Source organism: Bacillus sp. MSP13 (assembly GCF_000815295.1).
GTDB classification, from domain to species: Bacteria; Bacillota; Bacilli; order Bacillales; family Bacillaceae; genus Bacillus; species Bacillus vallismortis.
Genome location: NZ_JXAQ01000010.1, coordinates 124,519 through 143,246, shown reverse-complemented (window position 1 = coordinate 143,246; position 18,728 = coordinate 124,519). Strand labels below are relative to the sequence as shown.

Below are 18,728 nucleotides of genomic sequence, written 5' to 3'. Positions count from 1 at the left end.
CTTTTTTATAAGTCCTTTATACACCAATCAATCGGAGCCTCTCCCATTTTCTCCAAGCACGCATTCGCCCGGGAAAACGGCCTGCTTCCGAAAAATCCGTTTCTTGCCGAAAACGGGCTCGGATGCGTCGATTCAATGATAACATGCTTGGACGTGTCGATCCGTTCTTTTTTCATTTGGGCATGCCGGCCCCACAACATAAAGACAACCGGGCGCTCTCTTTCATTCAATACGTCAATCACCCGGTCCGTCAGACGCTCCCAGCCTTTTCCTTTATGGGAATTCGCCTGTCCGCGCCTGACGGTCAGCACAGTATTCAGCAAGAGAACCCCTTGCTTTGCCCAGCTGACAAGCGACCCGTGATTCGGAATGCTGCATCCGATGTCCTCCTGCAGCTCAAGAAAGATATTTCTTAATGAAGGCGGCTGCTTCACACCCGGCTTTACGGAGAAGCTTAAACCTTGAGCCTGTCCTGGCCCATGATACGGATCTTGGCCGAGAATGACCACCTTGACATCATCATATGGCGTATAATGCAACGCATTAAAAATATCCCCGCTGTCCGGATAAACTGTTTGCTCCGCGTATTCCCGCTTCAGCATGTCTCTGAGCTCTTGATAATACGGTTTCTCAAACTCTTCCTTCAGCTGAACCCACCAGCTGTCTTCTAACATCTGTTTCAAGATTCAGGCCTCCCTTACGAACGATGAAGTCTGGAATAGACAGGCTTGCCATCCCACACAATTTCACTTTGTGCTTCCCGTCTTTTCATCTCAGGCTCTTCAAGCAAGACGGCAAAGTTTTTCGTCGGCAGTTCCCCGAGTCCGTGCTTTTCACTTAAACGATCCAAATATTGTTTCCGCTTGGCGCCAAGGTCCGCGGACTGATTGTCTCCCGCGTCACTGAAGGCATAAATCACACTGGCGCAAGGGACACGCTTCACCCGGTATTCCTTGGCCGCGCGCAAATAAAAATCCCAGTCCCAATAATTGTGCACATCAGCATCGAAATACCCGATTTCATCATGCAGAAAACGTCTGTACATGCTGCCCGACGGCACGTATGTAGAAAACACTCTCATATCCTCAAAGTCAGCGGTATAAGCAAACAGCTTCCGCGACACTGGATATCTTGTTCCGTTTTTCTCTTCAAACGAGACAATTTCCGCATCGGAATGAACGAAATCTGCCGTTTCTATTTCCTTCGCCATTCTCTCCACATGCCCCGGCGTAATGAAATCATCGTCATCACAAAGCATAATGCAATCGCCAGACACCTCTTTTACCCCGGCATTTCTCGCAGCCACATGCCCCGAGTTCTTTTCTAAATTGATGACAGCAATCGGCAGCTCCGGATACAGTGCTTTGACCGGCACGACCGATTCCCCGGCATCATTCACAATAATCACTTCATACGGCTTCAAGGTCTGCTGCGAAATCGCCTCCAGAAGCTCACACAAAGCCGGAATCCGATTATAGGTCACAATTACGATAGAAATCTTCATGATGCTCTCCTTCTCATTTTCATAGTCATGTACTATTAAAACATATATTGGACGGGAGATCAGTGGGAATATCCTACTGAAACAGCAAATTAGAATGAGAGAAACAGTAATGTGGCACCGATCAAAAGTATCAAAATCAGTACCAAATCTCCTAATACATGAAAGAGATCTTTTAAGCGGACGCCATTCGGAAGGATCAGATGCCATAGCTTAGATTGATAGACCGGAAGCAGCACAAGCGCATAAGAAAGACACAAAAATGTAAAAGCCGGCGGAACAAAAGCACAGCTTGTATCGTCCCAATTCAACACAATGTCTTTCATACTGGATCCATCCAAGAAAAACAAAGATATCATGAAGGCCAGCAACACAAAGGAGCCCAATTGAACCTCAAACAGACGCATTTTCTGGTTATATGCAAAACGGGCTGCCAAAAACCAAATAAAAGCATATGAACATAACAGCATAAGAATGGCACCGGCTGTAAAGACGACATCAGGCAGCCAATCAAGCAAAAAAACAAAAGGCAAGCTGGCTAACATAGCCAAGAGCATACAGCAGCCAGTAAACAAAAACACTGCCCCATGAATGACAAAACCATATAAACAAGAACCAATCCTCAACGACATACACCTCCACTACATAGAATTTCTATGTATATACCTAAAAAATCAGGCAAGCTGACGCCTGCCTATATAACAGCCCATTCGTCCAAATAACGGAAATAACAGCGTTGCACAAGCACAAGTTCCGACAAACCAAGGTGTCAGTAAGGATTGAAACAGCGCAGCAGGGATCACATGAAATAGAAAAACAAGCATAAAAATGACGTTTGGCACCATGCAGATCAAAATCGTATGTAAAACAAGCTGTTCTCCGCGTTTTCCAAACTCCCTCACCCCTTGATACCCAATCAGCACCCAGTAGATCATATACCCAGCTAAAATTAGCCACATAGAAACAGAAATGCCTTTCCATATAGCATGAACAATAGGTGATGCAAAACAGACATACATCATTGTAATGGCGATACCGACAGCGAATAGTGCGCTGTTACAGAAAAGATGGAACATCAAAAATGTACGGAACGTCACCGGCTATTCTTTTTTAAACGAAGAAACAATGTCAGATGGTGTACCAAACGACTGCATTAAAGTCTGCATCGCCTCCTCCTCACTCTTCCCTTGCTGAAAAGAGTGGAACATATGATATTCAATATGGCTCTTCATTTCTTCTATGATCGTCTCGCCTTCTGGAAGCCCTTTAAGCCCATTTTTCATTTCAGATAAATATGTTTCTTTATCCATTCTGTCCGCCCCGCTTCAGCATTCGGTTCATCATAGCGGAAAATATACTCCATTCCTTCGTGCGTTCCGCAAGCACCTCTTTGCCTTCATCTGTAATCCGGTAATATTTACGGTCCGGCCCTTTCTTCTGCTTCTCCCAATAGGAAGAAATAAACCCTTGACGTTCAAGCTTGTGAAGAGAAGGATACAAGGTCCCTTCTTTCATCTGCAGTTCATTTCCGCTGCGGCTTCCCATTTCTTTTACAAGCTCATAGCCGTACATCGGCCGATCATTCAGAAGCGTCAATACCAAAATCACAGTGCTGCCCTTCACCAGCTCACGATTTAACATCACAAAACCCCTACCTAGTTTTCTTATGTAGCATTTTACGAAAGCTCATTGGTATTGTCAAATGATTCCTATAGGTCTTCTATATTGTGATACAGAGAAAATCTAACTATAATGAAAGATAAAACATGATGGAGGTTCAAGACATGTCTATGCATAAAGCACTCACCATTGCCGGCTCAGATTCCAGCGGCGGTGCTGGGATTCAAGCTGATTTAAAAACATTTCAAGAGAAAAACGTATACGGGATGACGGCCTTAACGGTGATCGTTGCGATGGACCCGAACAATAGCTGGGACCATCAGGTATTCCCGATCGATATTGATACAATCCGCGCCCAGCTTGCAACGATTACGGACGGCATCGGAGTGGACGCCATGAAAACAGGAATGCTGCCAACCGTTGATATTATCGAGCTTGCGGCAAAAACGATCAAAGAAAAACAATTAAAAAATGTGGTCATTGACCCAGTCATGGTTTGCAAAGGTGCAAATGAAGTCCTTTATCCGGAGCACGCCCAAGCCCTGCGTGAGCAATTAGCGCCGCTAGCCACTGTCATTACACCGAATTTGTTTGAAGCCAGCCAGCTCAGCGGCATGGATGAATTAAAAACAGTTGACGATATGATCGCAGCCGCAAAAAAAATTCACGCACTCGGCGCTCAATATGTCGTGATTACAGGCGGAGGCAAACTCAAACACGAAAAAGCCGTTGACGTTCTCTATGACGGAGAAAAAGCGGAGGTTCTTGAAAGCGACATGATCGATACGCCTTATACACATGGCGCAGGCTGTACCTTCTCAGCTGCCGTGACAGCGGAGCTCGCCAAAGGTGCGGAAGTCAAAGAAGCCATTTACGCAGCGAAAGAATTCATTACCGCTGCCATTAAAGAATCCTTCCCGCTCAACCAGTATGTCGGACCTACGAAGCATTCCGCGCATCGTATGAATCAATCATTATAAACAACATCGGCTGCCTTCCAGAGAGGCAGCCTTTTTTATATGATCGATCACTTTTCACAGAAAAAAACTGCCGATACCATCGGCAGCCTGTTTATTTGATTTTTAAGTTGTTCGCTGATTTCCTCAAAAACGTTTCTATCGATTGAACAAAAAGTGCATATTCCTTCATTTGCTCATATGCCCGTGAAAGGACTTCCGCCGTTTCACTGTGCGGTGAGGTCCCGCCAAGCATTTTTTTCAGATGCAGCAGCACATCCTTATATTCTTCCCGCTTATCTTCAACTTGGTCCGCAGCCTTTTCCAAACATTCCGGTGTTATCTTCTGTTCATGTATATTCAAGAAAACAACTCCTTTTACAGAAAAAAATAGTAGGTTATCGTTGAAGAATAGCACAGATGGCTCAGATTTCACATAAGAAAATAGAAGGAATTTCTACATGAGTGTCCAGATTCCAACGTTCATAGCAGATTTTCCCGTCGAGCTGGCTTTCACTTCATGATTTCCCGGGAAAGGAAAATATCTCGCACTGAAGACCTCTTCTCCCTCATTGATAAAGATTTCTATAGAAGACGCGTCGATAAACATGTGCACGGCATGCACATCCTTGATGCGGCAATGTCTCTCTTCTGTTCGTGTTCCGTCGAAGCTCGTCCGCTCCAGCGTAACAACTCCCTCCTCCTTATCAAAGGAGAACGCAGCCGCTCCGCGGATACGGATTGAAAAACCGTACTCCGTATCAATGTCTTTCATCAGGATCTCAGCTCTTTCAGGGTTTTCAACCGGAATCGTACCAGATGACCCGTGCATGTTGATTTGTATATTTTTCTCATTCCTGCGCATGGCTTTCAGCTCAGGCAGCGGCTGCTGAATCAGCTTCTCTCCTGATAGCGTCAGCTGTCTCGGCAGCGTCATACAGTGAATCCAGTGATAGTCAATCGTCGGATGAGACCCTTCATCCTGGTCAGGCACAGCCATCCACGCAAACAAAATCCGCCTTCCCTGATCGTCTTCAAGTGTTTGTGGAGCGTAGAAATCAAAACCTTGATCAAGTTCTGAAAAATGGCCGTGCTTTAGTTCAGGCTTGTTATAATCAAGACGCCCGACAAAATAACCGGATTGATACACGTTCTGATAACGAAAACCGTCAGCCTCAAGACCCTGAGGCGAGACAATCAGCACGTCGGACTCCTGAAGAGAAAACAAGTCAGGGCATTCCCACATGTACCCGAAATCGTCCAGCCCGTTGAAACCCGCGCCGGTTATCGGGCCGAGAAATCTCCACTCCGTCAGATTACCCGAAGCAAACAACACAGCGTGTCCTTTCAAATTCTCCGTTTGCGCGCCGATCACCATATACCATGTGCCTTCATGCTCCCATACCTTCGGGTCGCGAAAATGCGCGGTATATCCTTCCGGGAGGCGGGCGACGACACCCTTTTTCTCAAAAGTCAGCCCGTCGTCAGATACAGCAAGGCATTGATATGTTTCTCGATTGCCATCCTGATCCTTGACATTTCCAGTGTACAACAGATAAAGACGACCGTCTTTGGAGACAGCGCTGCCCGAGTAGCAGCCGTTTTTATCGAACCAATCACTCGGTGCCAGCGCAATCTCTTCCCGCTTCCAATTCACAGCATCCGGACTCGTGTAATGGCCCCAGAATTTCGCGCCATGCCCTGTCTGAAACGGCTGCCACTGAAAAAACACATGATAGCTGCCCTTCCAATATATCACGCCATTCGGATCATTCAGCAGCCCAACCGGCGGCATGATATGAAAATGCTGGCGATGCGGATCGCTGTTAGCGATCCGCTCTTTTTTCTCCACTTCTTCATATGCCCGGCGACGAAGCTCCTGATCATGTGATGTCATTTTTTTCTCCCCTCGTCTTCATTAATCTTCATGATAAACGCTGCAATGAATGCTGACACTCCCGCAATGGCCATTCCAATCAGATAGTTGATCAAGTTGCCAACACCAAACGGCGCAGCAATGGCGATCATCGGAATACCCGTTAACCCGTATGCGTTTGCAGCAACTTGAGTAAATACGACATATGCACCGCCCAATGCGCCTCCGATCATTGCGGCGATAAATGGCTTACGGTAGCGGAGATTGACTCCGAATATGACTGGTTCAGTAATGCCCAGAAAAGCAGAGAATGCAGCCGGAAGCGCGATTTCTTTTGTCTTTGCCTTTTTTGCCATAAAGAAGACGGCAAGGCCGGCCCCGCCCTGTGCGACATTCGCCATTGACCAAATCGGCAGCAAGTAGTTTTTGCCGATGTCCGCAATAAGCCCTGCCTCAATCGCATGGAAACTGTGATGGACGCCTGTCAAAACAATAAGTGAATACGTGCCCCCGAAAATCAGACCCGCGACAAAACCGGCATGATCATATACATACGTTAAAGCAACCGTAATACCGGAGCCAAGCGCTCTGCCCAAAGGACCAATCGCGATAAAAGCGACAAACCCGGTGACAATCACTGTGACAAAAGGTGTAACAAGCAAATCTACGGAATGAGGAACCACTTTTCTTGTCCATTTCTCAATCTTGCTCATCACATAAACCGCTAGCAGGACAGGGATGACAGTTCCCTGATAACCAAGAAGCGCGATATCAACTCCAAAAAGATGCATAAAATCCGGTGTTGCTTGCGCCAACCCCCAAGGATTCAAAAGCGTCGGATGAATCATGATTCCCCCGATAACCGCTCCCAAGTAAGGGTTGCTGCCAAACTCTTTTGAAGCACTGACCCCGATTAAAATCGGCAAGAAAATAAAGGCCGCGCTTGAAAACATATCAAGCAGCTGCAGCAAAGCAGAATCCTTGCTCATCCATTGAAACGCATTGATCATACCCAACAATCCCATTAATAGACCGCTGGCGACAATAGCCGGAATGATTGGAACAAAAATATTTGAAAGCGTTTTCGCAAATCTCGCAGCTGGATTCAGTTTGTCTTTTGCCGCATCCTGGTGATTTACAGGTTCGTCACGCTCGACATCAACTTCCTTCGAAAAAGCATCGTACACCTTATTGACAAGGCCTGTTCCAAAAATGATCTGGTACTGGCCCGAGCTGCTGAAAGCGCCTTTGACGCCATCAAGCTCTTCTACTTGTGTTTGATCTATCTTTGATTCATCTTTCATCACTAAACGCAGTCTTGTTGCACAATGAGCCGCGCTGATAATATTTTCTTTGCCCCCGAGAAGCTCGGTGAGTCGTTTTGCAGTCTCTTTGTAATCCATTTTGTCTTTCCTCCTTTTATTTAAACAAAAAAGACCCAAAATTCGGCAATGAATAAAGGACATAGCGATCCTTTTTCATTTACGCAAATTTTAGGTCTTGCCTGCTTTACCAGTCACAATCCCGCTTATTCAGATTGAGAATACGCTTTCATCATAAAACATGATAGCGTTTTCGTCAACTGTTTTTTAGTTAAAAAGTTTGATAAAACATTTAGACATAAATTCGTAAAATTTAATTGTGAAACACTTCACAATATCATGCTATACTATCCTCAATCACCAAAGAAAGCAGGAAAAGAACATGGAAACTCAAGCATTGCAAAAGGTTGAACAGTACGCTTTACAAAAACAAAATATATTTGTTTCCAGCAAAATGCGATATTTGCTCAGATCTATTTTGGCCAGCATGTTTATCGGTTTCGGCATTACAGCCGCAAGCAAAACAGGCAGCTATTTCTTCATCGCTGATTCTCCGTTTGCCTTTCCGGCAGCCGCTGTCACATTCGGGGCAGCTATCCTGCTGATTGCTTACGGCGGCGGGGATTTATTTACCGGAAATACCTTTTATTTCACCTATACCGCGCTTCGAAAAAAACTTCGCTGGCGGGACACCCTGTACTTGTGGATGACAAGCTATGCCGGCAATTTAATTGGCGCCATCCTATTTGCCATTCTGATTAGCGCGACAGGACTATTTAAGGAGGCTTCTGTGCACTCCTTTTTGATTCATCTGGCAGCGCACAAAATGGAGCCGTCCGCTACCGAACTTTTTTTCAGAGGAATGCTGTGCAATTGGCTTGTGTGCCTCGCCTTTTTCATTCCGATGTCCCTCAAAGGAGAAGGAGCCAAGCTGTTTACCATGATGCTTTTTGTTTTCTGCTTCTTTATTTCCGGTTTTGAGCACAGCATTGCCAATATGTGCACATTCGCCATCTCACTTTTGATCGAGCACCCTGATACAGTGACACTGACGGGAGCGGTCAGAAACTTAATTCCTGTTACACTCGGAAATCTGGCCGCTGGAATGGTCATGATGGGATGGATGTACTACAAGCTCAATCCCGATAAATAAAAAACTTCCAGAGATCACTCTCTGCAAGTCAAAGCGGTTATTCCGAGAGATCTTGAAGACGCTGGACATGCAGCGTGATATAGCCGGCCTCGGACTCCGGCAAATGCAATTGATATTCATTTTTCAAAAACTCCGCCAGCTCCAGCGCACATTGATAGGCAAATGAATACTTTTTTTGGATGAAATAAAGCATCTCCTCGTCCATATGATGGAGCGCTTCATTTGATTCCAACCGGCTGACCGCGTATCGCAAATGCGTGACAAGGCGTTGATAGGAAATGCTGTTTTCATCCACCTTTCGATTAAAGTAGTTTTCTATTTTTTCTATCATTTCTTTAATCATGGTCGTATGCTTCAGCGCTGAATACATGCTATCCGCATCCATCTTCGCCGTATGGATGTGGAGGGCAATATAACCCGCTTCATCTTCAGGCAGGGACACGCCCAATGTCTCTTTTACATGTCGGATCGCCCACAGTCCGATCCCATATTCTTTTTTATAGAGCGCCTTTATCTCATGCAGCAATTTATTCTGCACAAGCAGCCCATTTTGAACCCTTTCGATCGCAAAGGACAAATGGTCAGAAAGCGCGATATGAATGTGGTCGCTTAGCGGCGCCGCTAGCTCCCCTTCTGCATGGCTGATGATATCCTCAGCGATTTCAATATGCTCCTCCGGCAGCGTTTGCAGGATTTGCTTAAACTTTTCATTCTCGTCGTGCACGACAAAGATCTTTTCCACTTTATTCATAGGAATGAGATCATTTTTCTTTTTTTGAAATGCGATTCCCGGTCCCATGACGATTTTTTCCTGATCATCCTCTTTTATTAAAGCCGCATTGTTGTTTAACACCTTATAGATTTTCAAGAGGCTATCTCTCCCGCCAATTTGCTTTTGACTGGGATTTTACCTCCTTTTGACCGCCATGTAAAGGTGCGGGCCAGCTCTCTCCTGCTTTGGCGATTCCTTGAAGGCTTGCAAACACCTTCTTTTATAAAGCGCGGAGGCTTTCGCTTTCTGCTTTTCTTCTTCATTCACAGCCATCCGCCACTCATAAAACGAAACAAGTCCTGCGGCCTGCACCGCCGCTTTTCTTTGGTATGTACGCTGAGCCGAATAGACCGCGGCAGCCGCAGTTTTTCTGTCCGGCGTCACCCAATTCATCAAAAAGACCATCCACACCCGTAAAGATACAAGCAAACGTTTCATTGAAAAACATCCCTCCGCTTCTTTTTGGCAGGCAGCCTTTTAGCAGCCCGTTTTCTCAGCAGCAGCCCGCGGGAAAAGACGGCCGATTTCTTTTCTCGCAAACTAGCGGCTCTAGCAAAACTCATGACTCTATGATAGACCGTTGAAAGAGAATTCTTTGTCACAATATGAGTGAAAAAACCAACTAGTTTTTAGAAGTTTTGTTGAAAGCTGAAAGAAATGAAATGAAAATTGGAGAACCGTTTCAAAAACTTTATACACAAGTTATCCCAAAGTTAAGAACAACTTAATCACAAGAGATATCCACATGTCCACAATCACCATCAATATTTTGTATAAGAACATATATTCCCACCAACATATATACACAGGTTTATTCACTTATACACAAGGTTCTGTGTATAACTCCTTCCTTATACACAAAAGAAATTCAATAAATGGTTCAAATGACACAAGGATTTTTTTGAATTTTCAAGAAATATATACTAGATCTTCATATTTTTTTAAAACACAAAGGGGGAAACACATTGAAGAATGGGATCATTCGCTTTCTGCTACTAAGTTTCATTTTATTTTTTACGTTATCCACAGGCTTGACAGGCGTACAGGCAGCTCCAGCTGCTTCAAAAACGTCGGCTGACCTGGAAAAAGCCGAGATATTCGGTGATATTGACATGACAACAAGCAAAAAAACAACCGTAATCGTGGAGTTAAAAGAAAAATCCTTGGCAGAGGCGAAGGAAGCGGGCGAAAGCCAAACGAAAAGCAAGCTGAAAACCGCTCGCAGCAAAGCAAAAAACAAAGCGGTTAAAGCGGTGAAAAATGGGAAAGTAAACCGGGAATATGAGCAGGTATTCTCAGGCTTTTCTATGAAGCTCCCAGCTAATGAAATTCCAAAACTTCTCGCGGTAAAAGACGTAAAGGCCGTATATCCGAACGTCACATATCAAACAGACAATCTAAAAGATAAAGACGTCACAATCTCCGAGGATGCCGTATCTCCGCAAATGGATGACAGCGCGCCGTATATCGGAGCAAACGACGCATGGGATTTAGGCTACACAGGAAAAGGCGTCAAGGTAGCCATTATTGATACCGGGGTTGAATACAATCACCCTGATCTGAAGAAAAACTTCGGACAATATAAAGGATACGATTTTGTAGACAATGATTACGATCCAAGGGAAACACCAACTGGCGACCCAAGGGGCGGTGCCACGGAACACGGAACACATGTAGCCGGTACTGTGGCCGCAAACGGAACGATTAAAGGGGTTGCCCCTGATGCCACACTTCTCGCTTACCGCGTGTTAGGTCCTGGCGGAAGCGGCACAACGGAAAACGTCATTGCCGGCGTGGAACGTGCAGTTCAAGACGGTGCAGATGTGATGAACCTGTCTCTCGGAAACTCTATAAACAATCCGGATTGGGCAACAAGCACAGCGCTTGACTGGGCCATGTCAGAAGGCGTTGTCGCGGTTACATCGAACGGCAACAGCGGACCGAACAGCTGGACAGTCGGATCGCCGGGCACATCAAGAGAAGCGATTTCTGTCGGTGCGACTCAACTCCCGATCAATGAATACGCCGTCACATTCGGCGCCTACTCTTCAGCAAAAGTGATGGGCTATGACAAAGAGAATGACGTTAAAGCGCTCAATAACAAAGAAGTTGAGCTTGTCGAGGCGGGAATCGGCGAAGCAAAGGACTTTGAAGGAAAAGATCTGACAGGCAAAGTCGCCGTTGTCAAACGGGGCAGCATTGCGTTTGTGGAAAAAGCGGACAATGCGAAAAAAGCCGGTGCCATCGGCATGGTTGTGTATAACAACCTCTCCGGAGAAATTGAAGCCGACGTGCCAGGCATGTCTGTGCCAACGATTAAACTGTCATTAGAAGACGGTGAAAAACTCGTCAGCTCCATGAAAGCTGGTGAAACGAAAGCAACATTCAGGTTAAGTGTTTCAAAAGCGCTCGGTGAGCAAATCGCTGATTTCTCATCACGCGGCCCTGTTATGGATACGTGGATGATCAAGCCTGATATTTCCGCACCAGGCGTCAATATCGTCAGCACCATCCCGACACACGATCCTAACAATCCATACGGGTACGGATCAAAACAAGGAACAAGCATGGCTTCACCTCATATTGCCGGAGCGGTTGCCGTTATCAAACAAGCTAAACCAAAGTGGAGCGTTGAACAGATCAAAGCCGCGATCATGAATACCGCTGTCACCTTAAAGAACGGCGACGGAGAAGTGTATCCGCATAACGCACAAGGTGCAGGGAGCGCGAGAATCATGAGCGCGATCAAAGCCGACTCACTCGTCTCACCTGGAAGCTATTCATACGGCACATTCTTGAAGGAAAACGGAAAAGAAACGAAAAAAGAAACGTTTACGATTGAAAACCAATCTTCCATTAGAAAGTCATACACACTTGAATACTCATTTAACGGCAGCGGCATCTCCACATCCGGCACAAGCCGGGTTGTGATTCCGGCACATAAAACCGGAAAAGCCACTGCAAAAGTAAAGGTCAATACAAAGAAAACAAAAGCCGGCACCTATGAAGGAACGGTTATTGTCAGAGAAGGCGGAAAAACCGTCGCTAAAGTGCCTACATTGCTGGTCGTCAAAGAGCCGGATTATCCGAGAGTCACCTCTGTCTCCGTCAGTGAAGGAACAGCACAAGGCACCTATCAAATTGAAACCTACCTTCCAGCGGGAGCAGAAGAGTTGGCGTTCCTCGTTTATGACAGCAACCTTGATTTTGCAGGCCAAGCCGGCATCTATAAAAATCAAGGGAAGGGCTATCAGTACTTTGACTGGGACGGCACGATCAATGACGGAACAAAGCTTCCAACCGGAGAATACTATTTACTCGCCTATGCCGCAAACAAAGGGAAATCAAGCCAGGTTCTGACCGAAGAGCCTTTTACCGTGGAATAAGAAGAAGCCCTGCCGATTGGCGGGGCTTTTCAGATTAATTCGCAAATGCTTCCTTTAACAGGCGATAAGAATGGAGCTTATCTTCAAAATGATGCGTAATGGTCACCGCCATGATTTCCTCTGTTCCATACGCCTTACTCAAAGCTAACAGCTGCTCCTTCACCTGTTCTTTCGTGCCGACAATCATTCGATTTCGATTATCAACAATTCGTCTCTGTTCATACGGTGAGTACGTATTTTCCCGAACAGCTTCATACGAAGGAACTCCTTCTAAAGGGATGCCCTGCTCCCCCGCCAAAATCGTGAAATCTAGCACTGCCGCAAGCTCCTCTGCCTTCTCCTCAGTATCAGCACAAAGAACAAATACAGCAACTGCAGCTCGAGGCATGTCTCCTAACACAGACGGCTTGAATCGTCTCTTATACTGTCTGACCGTCTCTTCTCCGCCTTCTCCATTGATAAAGTGGGCAAACATATAGCCAGCACCTGACTCAGCGGCGAGCAGCGCGCTTTCTCCAGATGAGCCGAGCAGCCACACATCCGGCGCGGTGGAAACATACGGCGCCGCCGTCAGGTTCGGAAAACGGTGTTTATCATCCGCCAAATCATGCAAATACATCGTCAGCTCCTTGATTTGCTGCGGATATTGATCAGCATTGCGCTTCCCGCCGTCATTCAACGCCCATGAGGCAATCGGCATGCCCCCCGGTGCTCTTCCAAGCCCAAGATCAATTCTTCCCGGTGTCAGCCCCTCCAGCACACGGAAATTCTCAGCTACTTTATATGCGCTGTAATGGGGCAGCATGACCCCGCCTGACCCCACACGGATTCGTTTCGTCTTCGCCGCTATATGACTGATCAGCACCTCTGGGCTTGACCCAGCCAGCCGCTTTGAAAAATGATGCTCAGAAACCCAGAATCTCTTATATCCAAAATCCTCAGCAGCCTGTGCAAGCGCAACAGTTTGCTGTAATGCTGTTTCTGCAGAGCTGCCCACTGATACTGGAGATTGATCTAATATACTTAATGAAATCATCCCTACCACCTCATCCTCATCGTATCACTGATCCCTTATTTTTTCTCAAAAACCGCTCACACCGCTTATCAGTGTCTCTCGATCATTCGCCATTTATTTGTGACAGCGTGTCTGTATTTGTCGGAATATGTTACACGTGAAACATAAAAACCCCTCCGAACGGAGAGGTTTGCTTTAGTTTTTATTAAAGCCTTTTTCTTTCACATAGTCATTTAAATACGTGCGCGGCTTCTGCTTCATAAAGTTCAAAATTTGATCAGACCATGTTTCTTCCCGCTGACCGTTGGTTCTTTCTCTATAATAATCAGAAATCGTTTTATCATACGCAGCCATGGATTCGCGGAAATCGTCTGCGTTTACATTGTACGTATTCTCATGGTAGACAGCTTGTTTCGGCAGTCTCGGTTTTTTGCCGGAAAGGTTCGCAGGATGGCCTACTGCCAGACCGAAAAGCGGAAGCACATGGTCAGGCGTTTGCAGCACCTCTGCCACTTTGTCCAGATCATTTCGAATGCCGCCGATATAACAAATGCCAAGCCCCATTGATTCTGCGGCAATGCTCATATTTTGCGCTGCCAGCGCCGCATCAATCAAACTGACCATAAACATTTCCGTATTTTCAAGCAGCTCAGAAATATGTTCACCTTTTTCCTCAGCAAGTTGTTGATGGCGATACAAGTCCGCGCAAAATACAAAAAAGTGCCCGTTCTTCTCTACGTAAGGCTGAGGCCCTGCAAGCACAGACAGCTCACGTTTCTTCTCAGGATCGGAAACACCGATAATGGAATACGCTTGGACGTAGCTGGACGTAGACGCAGCCTGCGCACTTTTCACTAATATATCAATTTCTTCAGCTGTCAAAAGCTGATCAGTAAAAGACCGGATCGACCGATGATTCAAAATGGTTTCAATTGTGTTATTCATCACAAGAACCTCCTTATCTATTTTTTATCATATCCGAAAAAAAGAGAACTCAAAAGCAAAATGCTCTGCAACAAAAAAGACAGCCTCCGCCAAGGCTGTCTGCATATTAAGAATTAAAGAGATAACTTCTGTATTTCGTCAGCTGTACACTTGCGTTATACACAATCCCAAAGCCGATTAAGGTGGATAGCGTGGAGCTTCCCCCGTAGCTGACAAACAGCAGCGGAATCCCGGTAACAGGCATAATACCGATATTCATCCCGATATTCTGGAATGTGTGAATAACAATTAACGCCGTATAACCTACGCAAAAGAATGAAGCAAAACGATTGAATGGATGTATCTTGTCAATCAGAACGACAAGCCTGTAGATTAAGAAGAAGAACATGATGACGACAATGGCACAGCCTAAAAAGCCAAATGACTCGCCTATTATAGAAAAGATAAAGTCAGTTGTGCTTTCTGGAACATAAACCTTTAAATTAGAAATACCATTGCCTATAATGCCGCCAGATCCTATTGCCATAATGGCTTGATCAACTTGCCAGCTGTCATTTGAATCTTCCTGCGTCTCATTAGAAACTGAAACCCAAGAAGTGACCCGCTTAATTTGATAATCCTGTATTCCAACTGATTTAGCAACGTCAGGAAAGTTTATGATTACTATTAAAATAAGTGAAATGAATAGGATACCTGAACCAGCAATGATCGCGATCAATTTCCAATTTATACCTGACATGAAAATCATGACGAGAACAATAAACATACATATTCCTGCTGTACCCGCATCTTGCATCAAAATAAGGACAACAGGGATAACTGCGACACCCGCAATCTTTAATAAAAGGTGAATATCATCCCTAAACGTCCGAACTCCTTTAGGACTGGCTTTTCCGATGACTGAAGCAAGCATCATAATCAAACCGACCTTCATGAACTCTGAGGGCTGTATTGTTATTCTCCCAATCCTAAACCAGCTTTTTGCTCCTTTAATGACCGGTGCAATGGACTCAGGACTGATCTTAAGAATAATCAAAGATAAAATACCTATGATAAAAATATATAAACTTAACTTTTCAAGTTGCTCTAAATCAAAGTACAGCAGAACTGTTATCGCAATAGCTCCCAAAAGATAAAAGACAATTTGCTGTATCCAATCCGTATTCCCATACTGCCCAAATTGGCCGGCAGCATAAATCGCCACAACGCTAATGATAAAAAACACACCAAATATAAAAATCAAATCCCCCTGGTAAAAGGGGTTTTGCTGTTTCTTATATCGACTCATTCTATCCCGCCTTACATTTTCATCGGAAAATCACTAATGTTTATTATACATGAACCACGTTCAAGATGACACGTGAAGCTCGTTTCCATTTATGTTTTTTGTGCGCACAACGGCGCTTTTTCAGCTACACGAGATAAGACGTATCATAAACCGAAATGTTTCGATTGATATCAAACTTTCCAAATAAAAAACCCCATATAAATAAGGGGTTAAAAGAAATCCATAAGAAATGGGGGTTTAAACTGAAAAACATCATCAAGTCGTTTGATTTCCGATACGGGTCCTTTTATCATACCTGTTTCATAAAGAAAACGGGCATTTCTGGCGCCAAGGAAGAAAGCGGTAAAAGAAGCTATACTGCATTCTATTAGCTGGTCAGATGACTCTTCTGAAATGACCTGCACTTGCTCGGAATCGACGCGGAAAGTCAGTTGATTCCATGGAGCCCATTGATCTATTACCTTAAAGTGAAAGGGAGCTTTCATGCGGGGTGTTGGATAATTTCGCATAAAACCTTCGACATCGACGATACGTCCCATACTATAAGGAAACACCTCTTGTTTGACACGGGGTTCAGCCGTTAAAAAATCAAGATCTTCCTCCACCCTTACAGTCAGTTCTACTTCATTCAACATCGAGTCATGCTGGCAAATAAAATTCCATAAGCCCCTCTGTGCCTCTCTGTTCAAATAAACAAATTCCCCAACTCGCATGATTTTATTTTTGATGTCATACACAAGATATCCACAAGGCTTTCCATCCTCAGAGATGTACACAGCTTTCATTCCAGAAACCTTCTCTGCCCAATGCTCCTTTGAACGCTTCATCAGCCCGTTATGTTTCGTTCTATACTGATTATAGATGGCATTCACTTCATCTGTTTCACCCTTTTGAAGCCGCCTCACACATCCAGAGGCATCGCCTAGCTTTTGAAGCTGGTCTTTACGATAAGTCAGTCGTTTTTGATAGAAACAGAGCTCCCAGCCAAATTTGCGGTAGAAGGAGATCAGGAACGGATGCAAAAAGCTGATGGTTTGCTTTTCTTTCTTCATGACTAGGAGAGCGTTTCGAATAAGTTCTGTTACTGTTCCTTTTCTTCTATATTCAGGCCAGGTTGCTACCCCAGAAATGCCGCCCATCTTCATCTCCTGCTCCTCAAGCATGACAGAAAAGGGAATGATGTGAAGTTTAGAGAGCAGTTTCTCTTGCTCTTTAATCCCGATAATGGAATGGTTCTCTAAAGCTTTTACTTTCTTTTCTCGTTCCTCCTCACTGAGTTCTTTCTGAAAAGCATATTCTGACATGCGGATCACTTCTCGCCAGTCTTCTCTTTCAAGCTTTATTATCTGGTACATCAACATCCCCCTTGTTTTGAAAGATAGTTCCATACATTCTCCTAGCGAATGAATCTAAAAAAATAAGACGATAGGTCCAGACCATTTCCGTAAAAACATGTATCAATTTCTGGAAAACATGGTATAATAATTGTAACAGAATGTTCACAAAACAACCATAAAACAGACACAACTCAGTTCCTCTATTTCATTTTTGTAAACGTTATCATAAAATGAAAGGAGATGGGTATGATGGACATGTTTTTTGCTTATTTATTGGTTGCCAGCGCAACGCCTCTCTTTATTTGGCTTGATAACAAAAAAGTCGCACTCTCAGCAATTCCGCCAATCATCTTAATGTGGGTATTCTTCTTCTTTTACGCAACTGAAAGCCTTTCTCCACTAGGACACACTCTCATGATTATCTTGTTTGCCGTCAATGTCATTGTCGCTCATATCGCCGCATTTATCATTTACGGTCTTCCGTATCTTCGAAGAAAGCGAAGCAGCAGCTAAAGACAGCAAAAAACCCTCTTCTAACGAAGAGGGTTTTTGTATTATTCGTGGTGGCCTGAATGCTCTGAGTGTTCAGCGCCTCCAGGAGGATTTCCATCCATATGGTCACCGTGATTATAGTGAGCCGCGAAAATCCAGATGGATCCAAGTACGATAACGATCGCGCCAAAGAATCCGAACAGCGTGTTTCCGACTTGGATACCGCCGTTTTCGCTCTCTGTCATGTGCATGAACATGAGAAGCTGCAGCGCCGCCTGAATGAAGGCGAAACCGAAAATGATCCAAAGTTTTGCTGATGAGCTCAGATCAGTGTACACCGCAACCCATAGAGCCAGCAGGGTCAAAACGATAGACAGGGCAAATCCTACAATGTGCTTCCATGGAAAGTGACTGTGTTCAGCAGATTTGTTTGCCATTTTACAGACCCCCCAATCCCATGAGATAGACACCCGTAAAGATGAAAATCCATACAACATCTAAGAAGTGCCAGTATAAACTTGAGATAAAGATTTTAGATGAAGTTTGCGGAGTTAAGCCGCGTTTCTTCAACTGAATCAGAATTCCTGCAATCCAGAAAATACCGATTGTTACGTGAGTTCCGTGAGTTCCAAGTAAAACAAAGAATCCAGACCAGAACGCACTTGTACCGAGAGATGCTCCTTCATGTACATAGTGGACAAACTCGGTAATCTCAAAACCGACGAAGCCGGCACCGAGAAGAAGAGTGATAATTGTCCAAATGACGACGCCTTTTAAACTTCCGCGGCGCATTTCATGAACAGCGATCCCGCAGGTAAAGCTGCTGATAAGCAGCAAGAACGTCATAATCATTACCAGATTCACTTCAAACAGTTCGTCCGGTAAGACACCTCCTGCTGTTCTGTTTTGAAGAACGAAGAAGGTTGCAAATAGTGTTGAGAACAACACAATTTCTGCCCCTAAAAAGATCCAAAACCCGAGAATATTAAGTCTGCCGGTTTCAGATTGATATTCCATAGGCGCGTTAGAATTGCCGTGTTCTGCATGTTCCATAACTCACGCCTC

The 18,728-nt window shown here is 44.8% G+C and carries 19 protein-coding genes and 1 pseudogene; 4 read left to right on the top strand and 16 right to left on the bottom strand.

Features of this window, described 5'->3' with window-relative positions; all coding sequences use genetic code 11:
• Nucleotides 1-5: 5 nt before the first annotated feature.
• From SC79_RS11315 to SC79_RS11295, 5 genes and pseudogenes are all read right to left on the bottom strand, one after another.
• Nucleotides 6-683: a uracil-DNA glycosylase gene (locus SC79_RS11315; protein ID WP_039075126.1), complete on the bottom strand. Its 678-nt coding sequence runs from the start codon at nucleotides 681-683 to the stop codon at nucleotides 6-8.
• Between the two features lie 14 nt (nucleotides 684-697).
• On the bottom strand, nucleotides 698-1,504 hold the full coding sequence (locus tag SC79_RS11310; RefSeq protein ID WP_039075125.1) for a glycosyltransferase family 2 protein: 807 nt from the start codon (nucleotides 1,502-1,504) through the stop codon (nucleotides 698-700).
• 89 nt (nucleotides 1,505-1,593) lie between these two features.
• The gene (locus SC79_RS11305; RefSeq protein ID WP_039075124.1) at nucleotides 1,594-2,127 is read right to left on the bottom strand and encodes a hypothetical protein; all 534 of its coding nucleotides are present in this window, start codon (nucleotides 2,125-2,127) and stop codon (nucleotides 1,594-1,596) included.
• 48 nt (nucleotides 2,128-2,175) lie between these two features.
• Nucleotides 2,176-2,811 (bottom strand): annotated as a pseudogene (locus SC79_RS11300) (permease prefix domain 1-containing protein).
• Nucleotides 2,804-3,142 carry a PadR family transcriptional regulator gene (locus tag SC79_RS11295; RefSeq protein WP_039075123.1) on the bottom strand — a complete coding sequence of 113 codons (339 nt, stop codon included), beginning with the start codon at nucleotides 3,140-3,142 and terminating at the stop codon, nucleotides 2,804-2,806. Before SC79_RS11295 ends, SC79_RS11300 begins: the two are co-directional and overlap by 8 nt.
• 143 nt (nucleotides 3,143-3,285) lie before the next feature.
• Here SC79_RS11295 and SC79_RS11290 point away from each other — a divergent pair, with 143 nt between their 5' ends.
• Complete coding sequence (locus SC79_RS11290; protein WP_039075122.1) at nucleotides 3,286-4,101, top strand: bifunctional hydroxymethylpyrimidine kinase/phosphomethylpyrimidine kinase; 816 nt, start codon at nucleotides 3,286-3,288, stop codon at nucleotides 4,099-4,101.
• 91 nt (nucleotides 4,102-4,192) lie between these two features.
• On the opposite strand, the gene SC79_RS11285 is transcribed toward SC79_RS11290, so the two are convergent.
• The 3 genes from SC79_RS11285 to scrA all read right to left on the bottom strand — a co-directional run bounded on the left by SC79_RS11285 (nucleotide 4,193) and on the right by scrA (nucleotide 7,356).
• Nucleotides 4,193-4,441: a hypothetical protein gene (locus SC79_RS11285; RefSeq protein ID WP_039075121.1), complete on the bottom strand. Its 249-nt coding sequence runs from the start codon at nucleotides 4,439-4,441 to the stop codon at nucleotides 4,193-4,195.
• Nucleotides 4,442-4,534: 93 nt separating this feature from the next.
• Entirely contained in the window at nucleotides 4,535-5,974 is a 1,440-nt protein-coding gene (sacA, locus tag SC79_RS11280) for a sucrose-6-phosphate hydrolase (RefSeq protein ID WP_039075120.1), read from the bottom strand.
• Nucleotides 5,971-7,356, bottom strand: coding sequence for a PTS system sucrose transporter subunit IIBC (gene scrA, locus SC79_RS11275; RefSeq protein WP_039075119.1), 1,386 nt, complete (start codon nucleotides 7,354-7,356; stop codon nucleotides 5,971-5,973). Before scrA ends, sacA begins: the two co-directional genes overlap by 4 nt.
• A gap of 301 nt (nucleotides 7,357-7,657) precedes the next feature.
• Between scrA and SC79_RS11270 the strand changes: the two genes are divergently transcribed.
• Nucleotides 7,658-8,428 carry a formate/nitrite transporter family protein gene (locus SC79_RS11270; RefSeq protein ID WP_039075118.1) on the top strand — a complete coding sequence of 257 codons (771 nt, stop codon included), beginning with the start codon at nucleotides 7,658-7,660 and terminating at the stop codon, nucleotides 8,426-8,428.
• Nucleotides 8,429-8,465: 37 nt separating this feature from the next.
• Here SC79_RS11270 and sacT read toward each other — a convergent pair whose 3' ends face one another.
• Both sacT and SC79_RS11260 read right to left on the bottom strand, forming a co-directional pair.
• Nucleotides 8,466-9,296, bottom strand: a complete 831-nt coding sequence (sacT, locus tag SC79_RS11265) for a sac operon transcriptional antiterminator SacT (RefSeq protein WP_010329026.1) — start codon at nucleotides 9,294-9,296, stop codon at nucleotides 8,466-8,468.
• 39 nt (nucleotides 9,297-9,335) lie between these two features.
• Nucleotides 9,336-9,638: a hypothetical protein gene (locus SC79_RS11260; RefSeq protein WP_010329027.1), complete on the bottom strand. Its 303-nt coding sequence runs from the start codon at nucleotides 9,636-9,638 to the stop codon at nucleotides 9,336-9,338.
• A 527-nt stretch (nucleotides 9,639-10,165) separates the two neighbouring features.
• On the opposite strand from SC79_RS11260, the gene vpr reads away from it, so the two are divergent.
• Nucleotides 10,166-12,586 (top strand): serine protease Vpr, encoded by a 2,421-nt coding sequence (gene vpr, locus SC79_RS11255; protein WP_039075117.1) that lies wholly within the window; start codon nucleotides 10,166-10,168, stop codon nucleotides 12,584-12,586.
• A gap of 34 nt (nucleotides 12,587-12,620) precedes the next feature.
• Here the strand turns inward: vpr and SC79_RS11250 are convergent, their stop codons facing one another.
• The 4 genes from SC79_RS11250 to SC79_RS11235 form a co-directional block, all read right to left on the bottom strand.
• Nucleotides 12,621-13,622 carry an LLM class flavin-dependent oxidoreductase gene (locus SC79_RS11250; protein ID WP_039075116.1) on the bottom strand — a complete coding sequence of 334 codons (1,002 nt, stop codon included), beginning with the start codon at nucleotides 13,620-13,622 and terminating at the stop codon, nucleotides 12,621-12,623.
• A gap of 174 nt (nucleotides 13,623-13,796) precedes the next feature.
• On the bottom strand, nucleotides 13,797-14,546 hold the full coding sequence (nfsA, locus tag SC79_RS11245; protein WP_039075115.1) for an oxygen-insensitive NADPH nitroreductase: 750 nt from the start codon (nucleotides 14,544-14,546) through the stop codon (nucleotides 13,797-13,799).
• Between the two features lie 106 nt (nucleotides 14,547-14,652).
• Entirely contained in the window at nucleotides 14,653-15,834 is a 1,182-nt protein-coding gene (gene rodA, locus SC79_RS11240; RefSeq protein WP_039075114.1) for a cell shape-determining peptidoglycan glycosyltransferase RodA, read from the bottom strand.
• A 209-nt stretch (nucleotides 15,835-16,043) separates the two neighbouring features.
• Nucleotides 16,044-17,189 (bottom strand): GNAT family N-acetyltransferase, encoded by a 1,146-nt coding sequence (locus tag SC79_RS11235; protein WP_039075113.1) that lies wholly within the window; start codon nucleotides 17,187-17,189, stop codon nucleotides 16,044-16,046.
• Nucleotides 17,190-17,417: 228 nt separating this feature from the next.
• On the opposite strand from SC79_RS11235, the gene ywcE reads away from it, so the two are divergent.
• Entirely contained in the window at nucleotides 17,418-17,684 is a 267-nt protein-coding gene (gene ywcE / locus SC79_RS11230) for a spore morphogenesis/germination protein YwcE (RefSeq protein WP_081638379.1), read from the top strand.
• 41 nt (nucleotides 17,685-17,725) lie between these two features.
• On the opposite strand, the gene qoxD is transcribed toward ywcE, so the two are convergent.
• Both qoxD and qoxC read right to left on the bottom strand, forming a co-directional pair.
• Entirely contained in the window at nucleotides 17,726-18,100 is a 375-nt protein-coding gene (qoxD, locus tag SC79_RS11225) for a cytochrome aa3 quinol oxidase subunit IV (protein WP_039075112.1), read from the bottom strand.
• Nucleotide 18,101: 1 nt separating this feature from the next.
• Nucleotides 18,102-18,716, bottom strand: a complete 615-nt coding sequence (gene qoxC / locus SC79_RS11220) for a cytochrome aa3 quinol oxidase subunit III (protein ID WP_039075111.1) — start codon at nucleotides 18,714-18,716, stop codon at nucleotides 18,102-18,104.
• Between the last annotated feature and the right edge of the window lie 12 nt (nucleotides 18,717-18,728).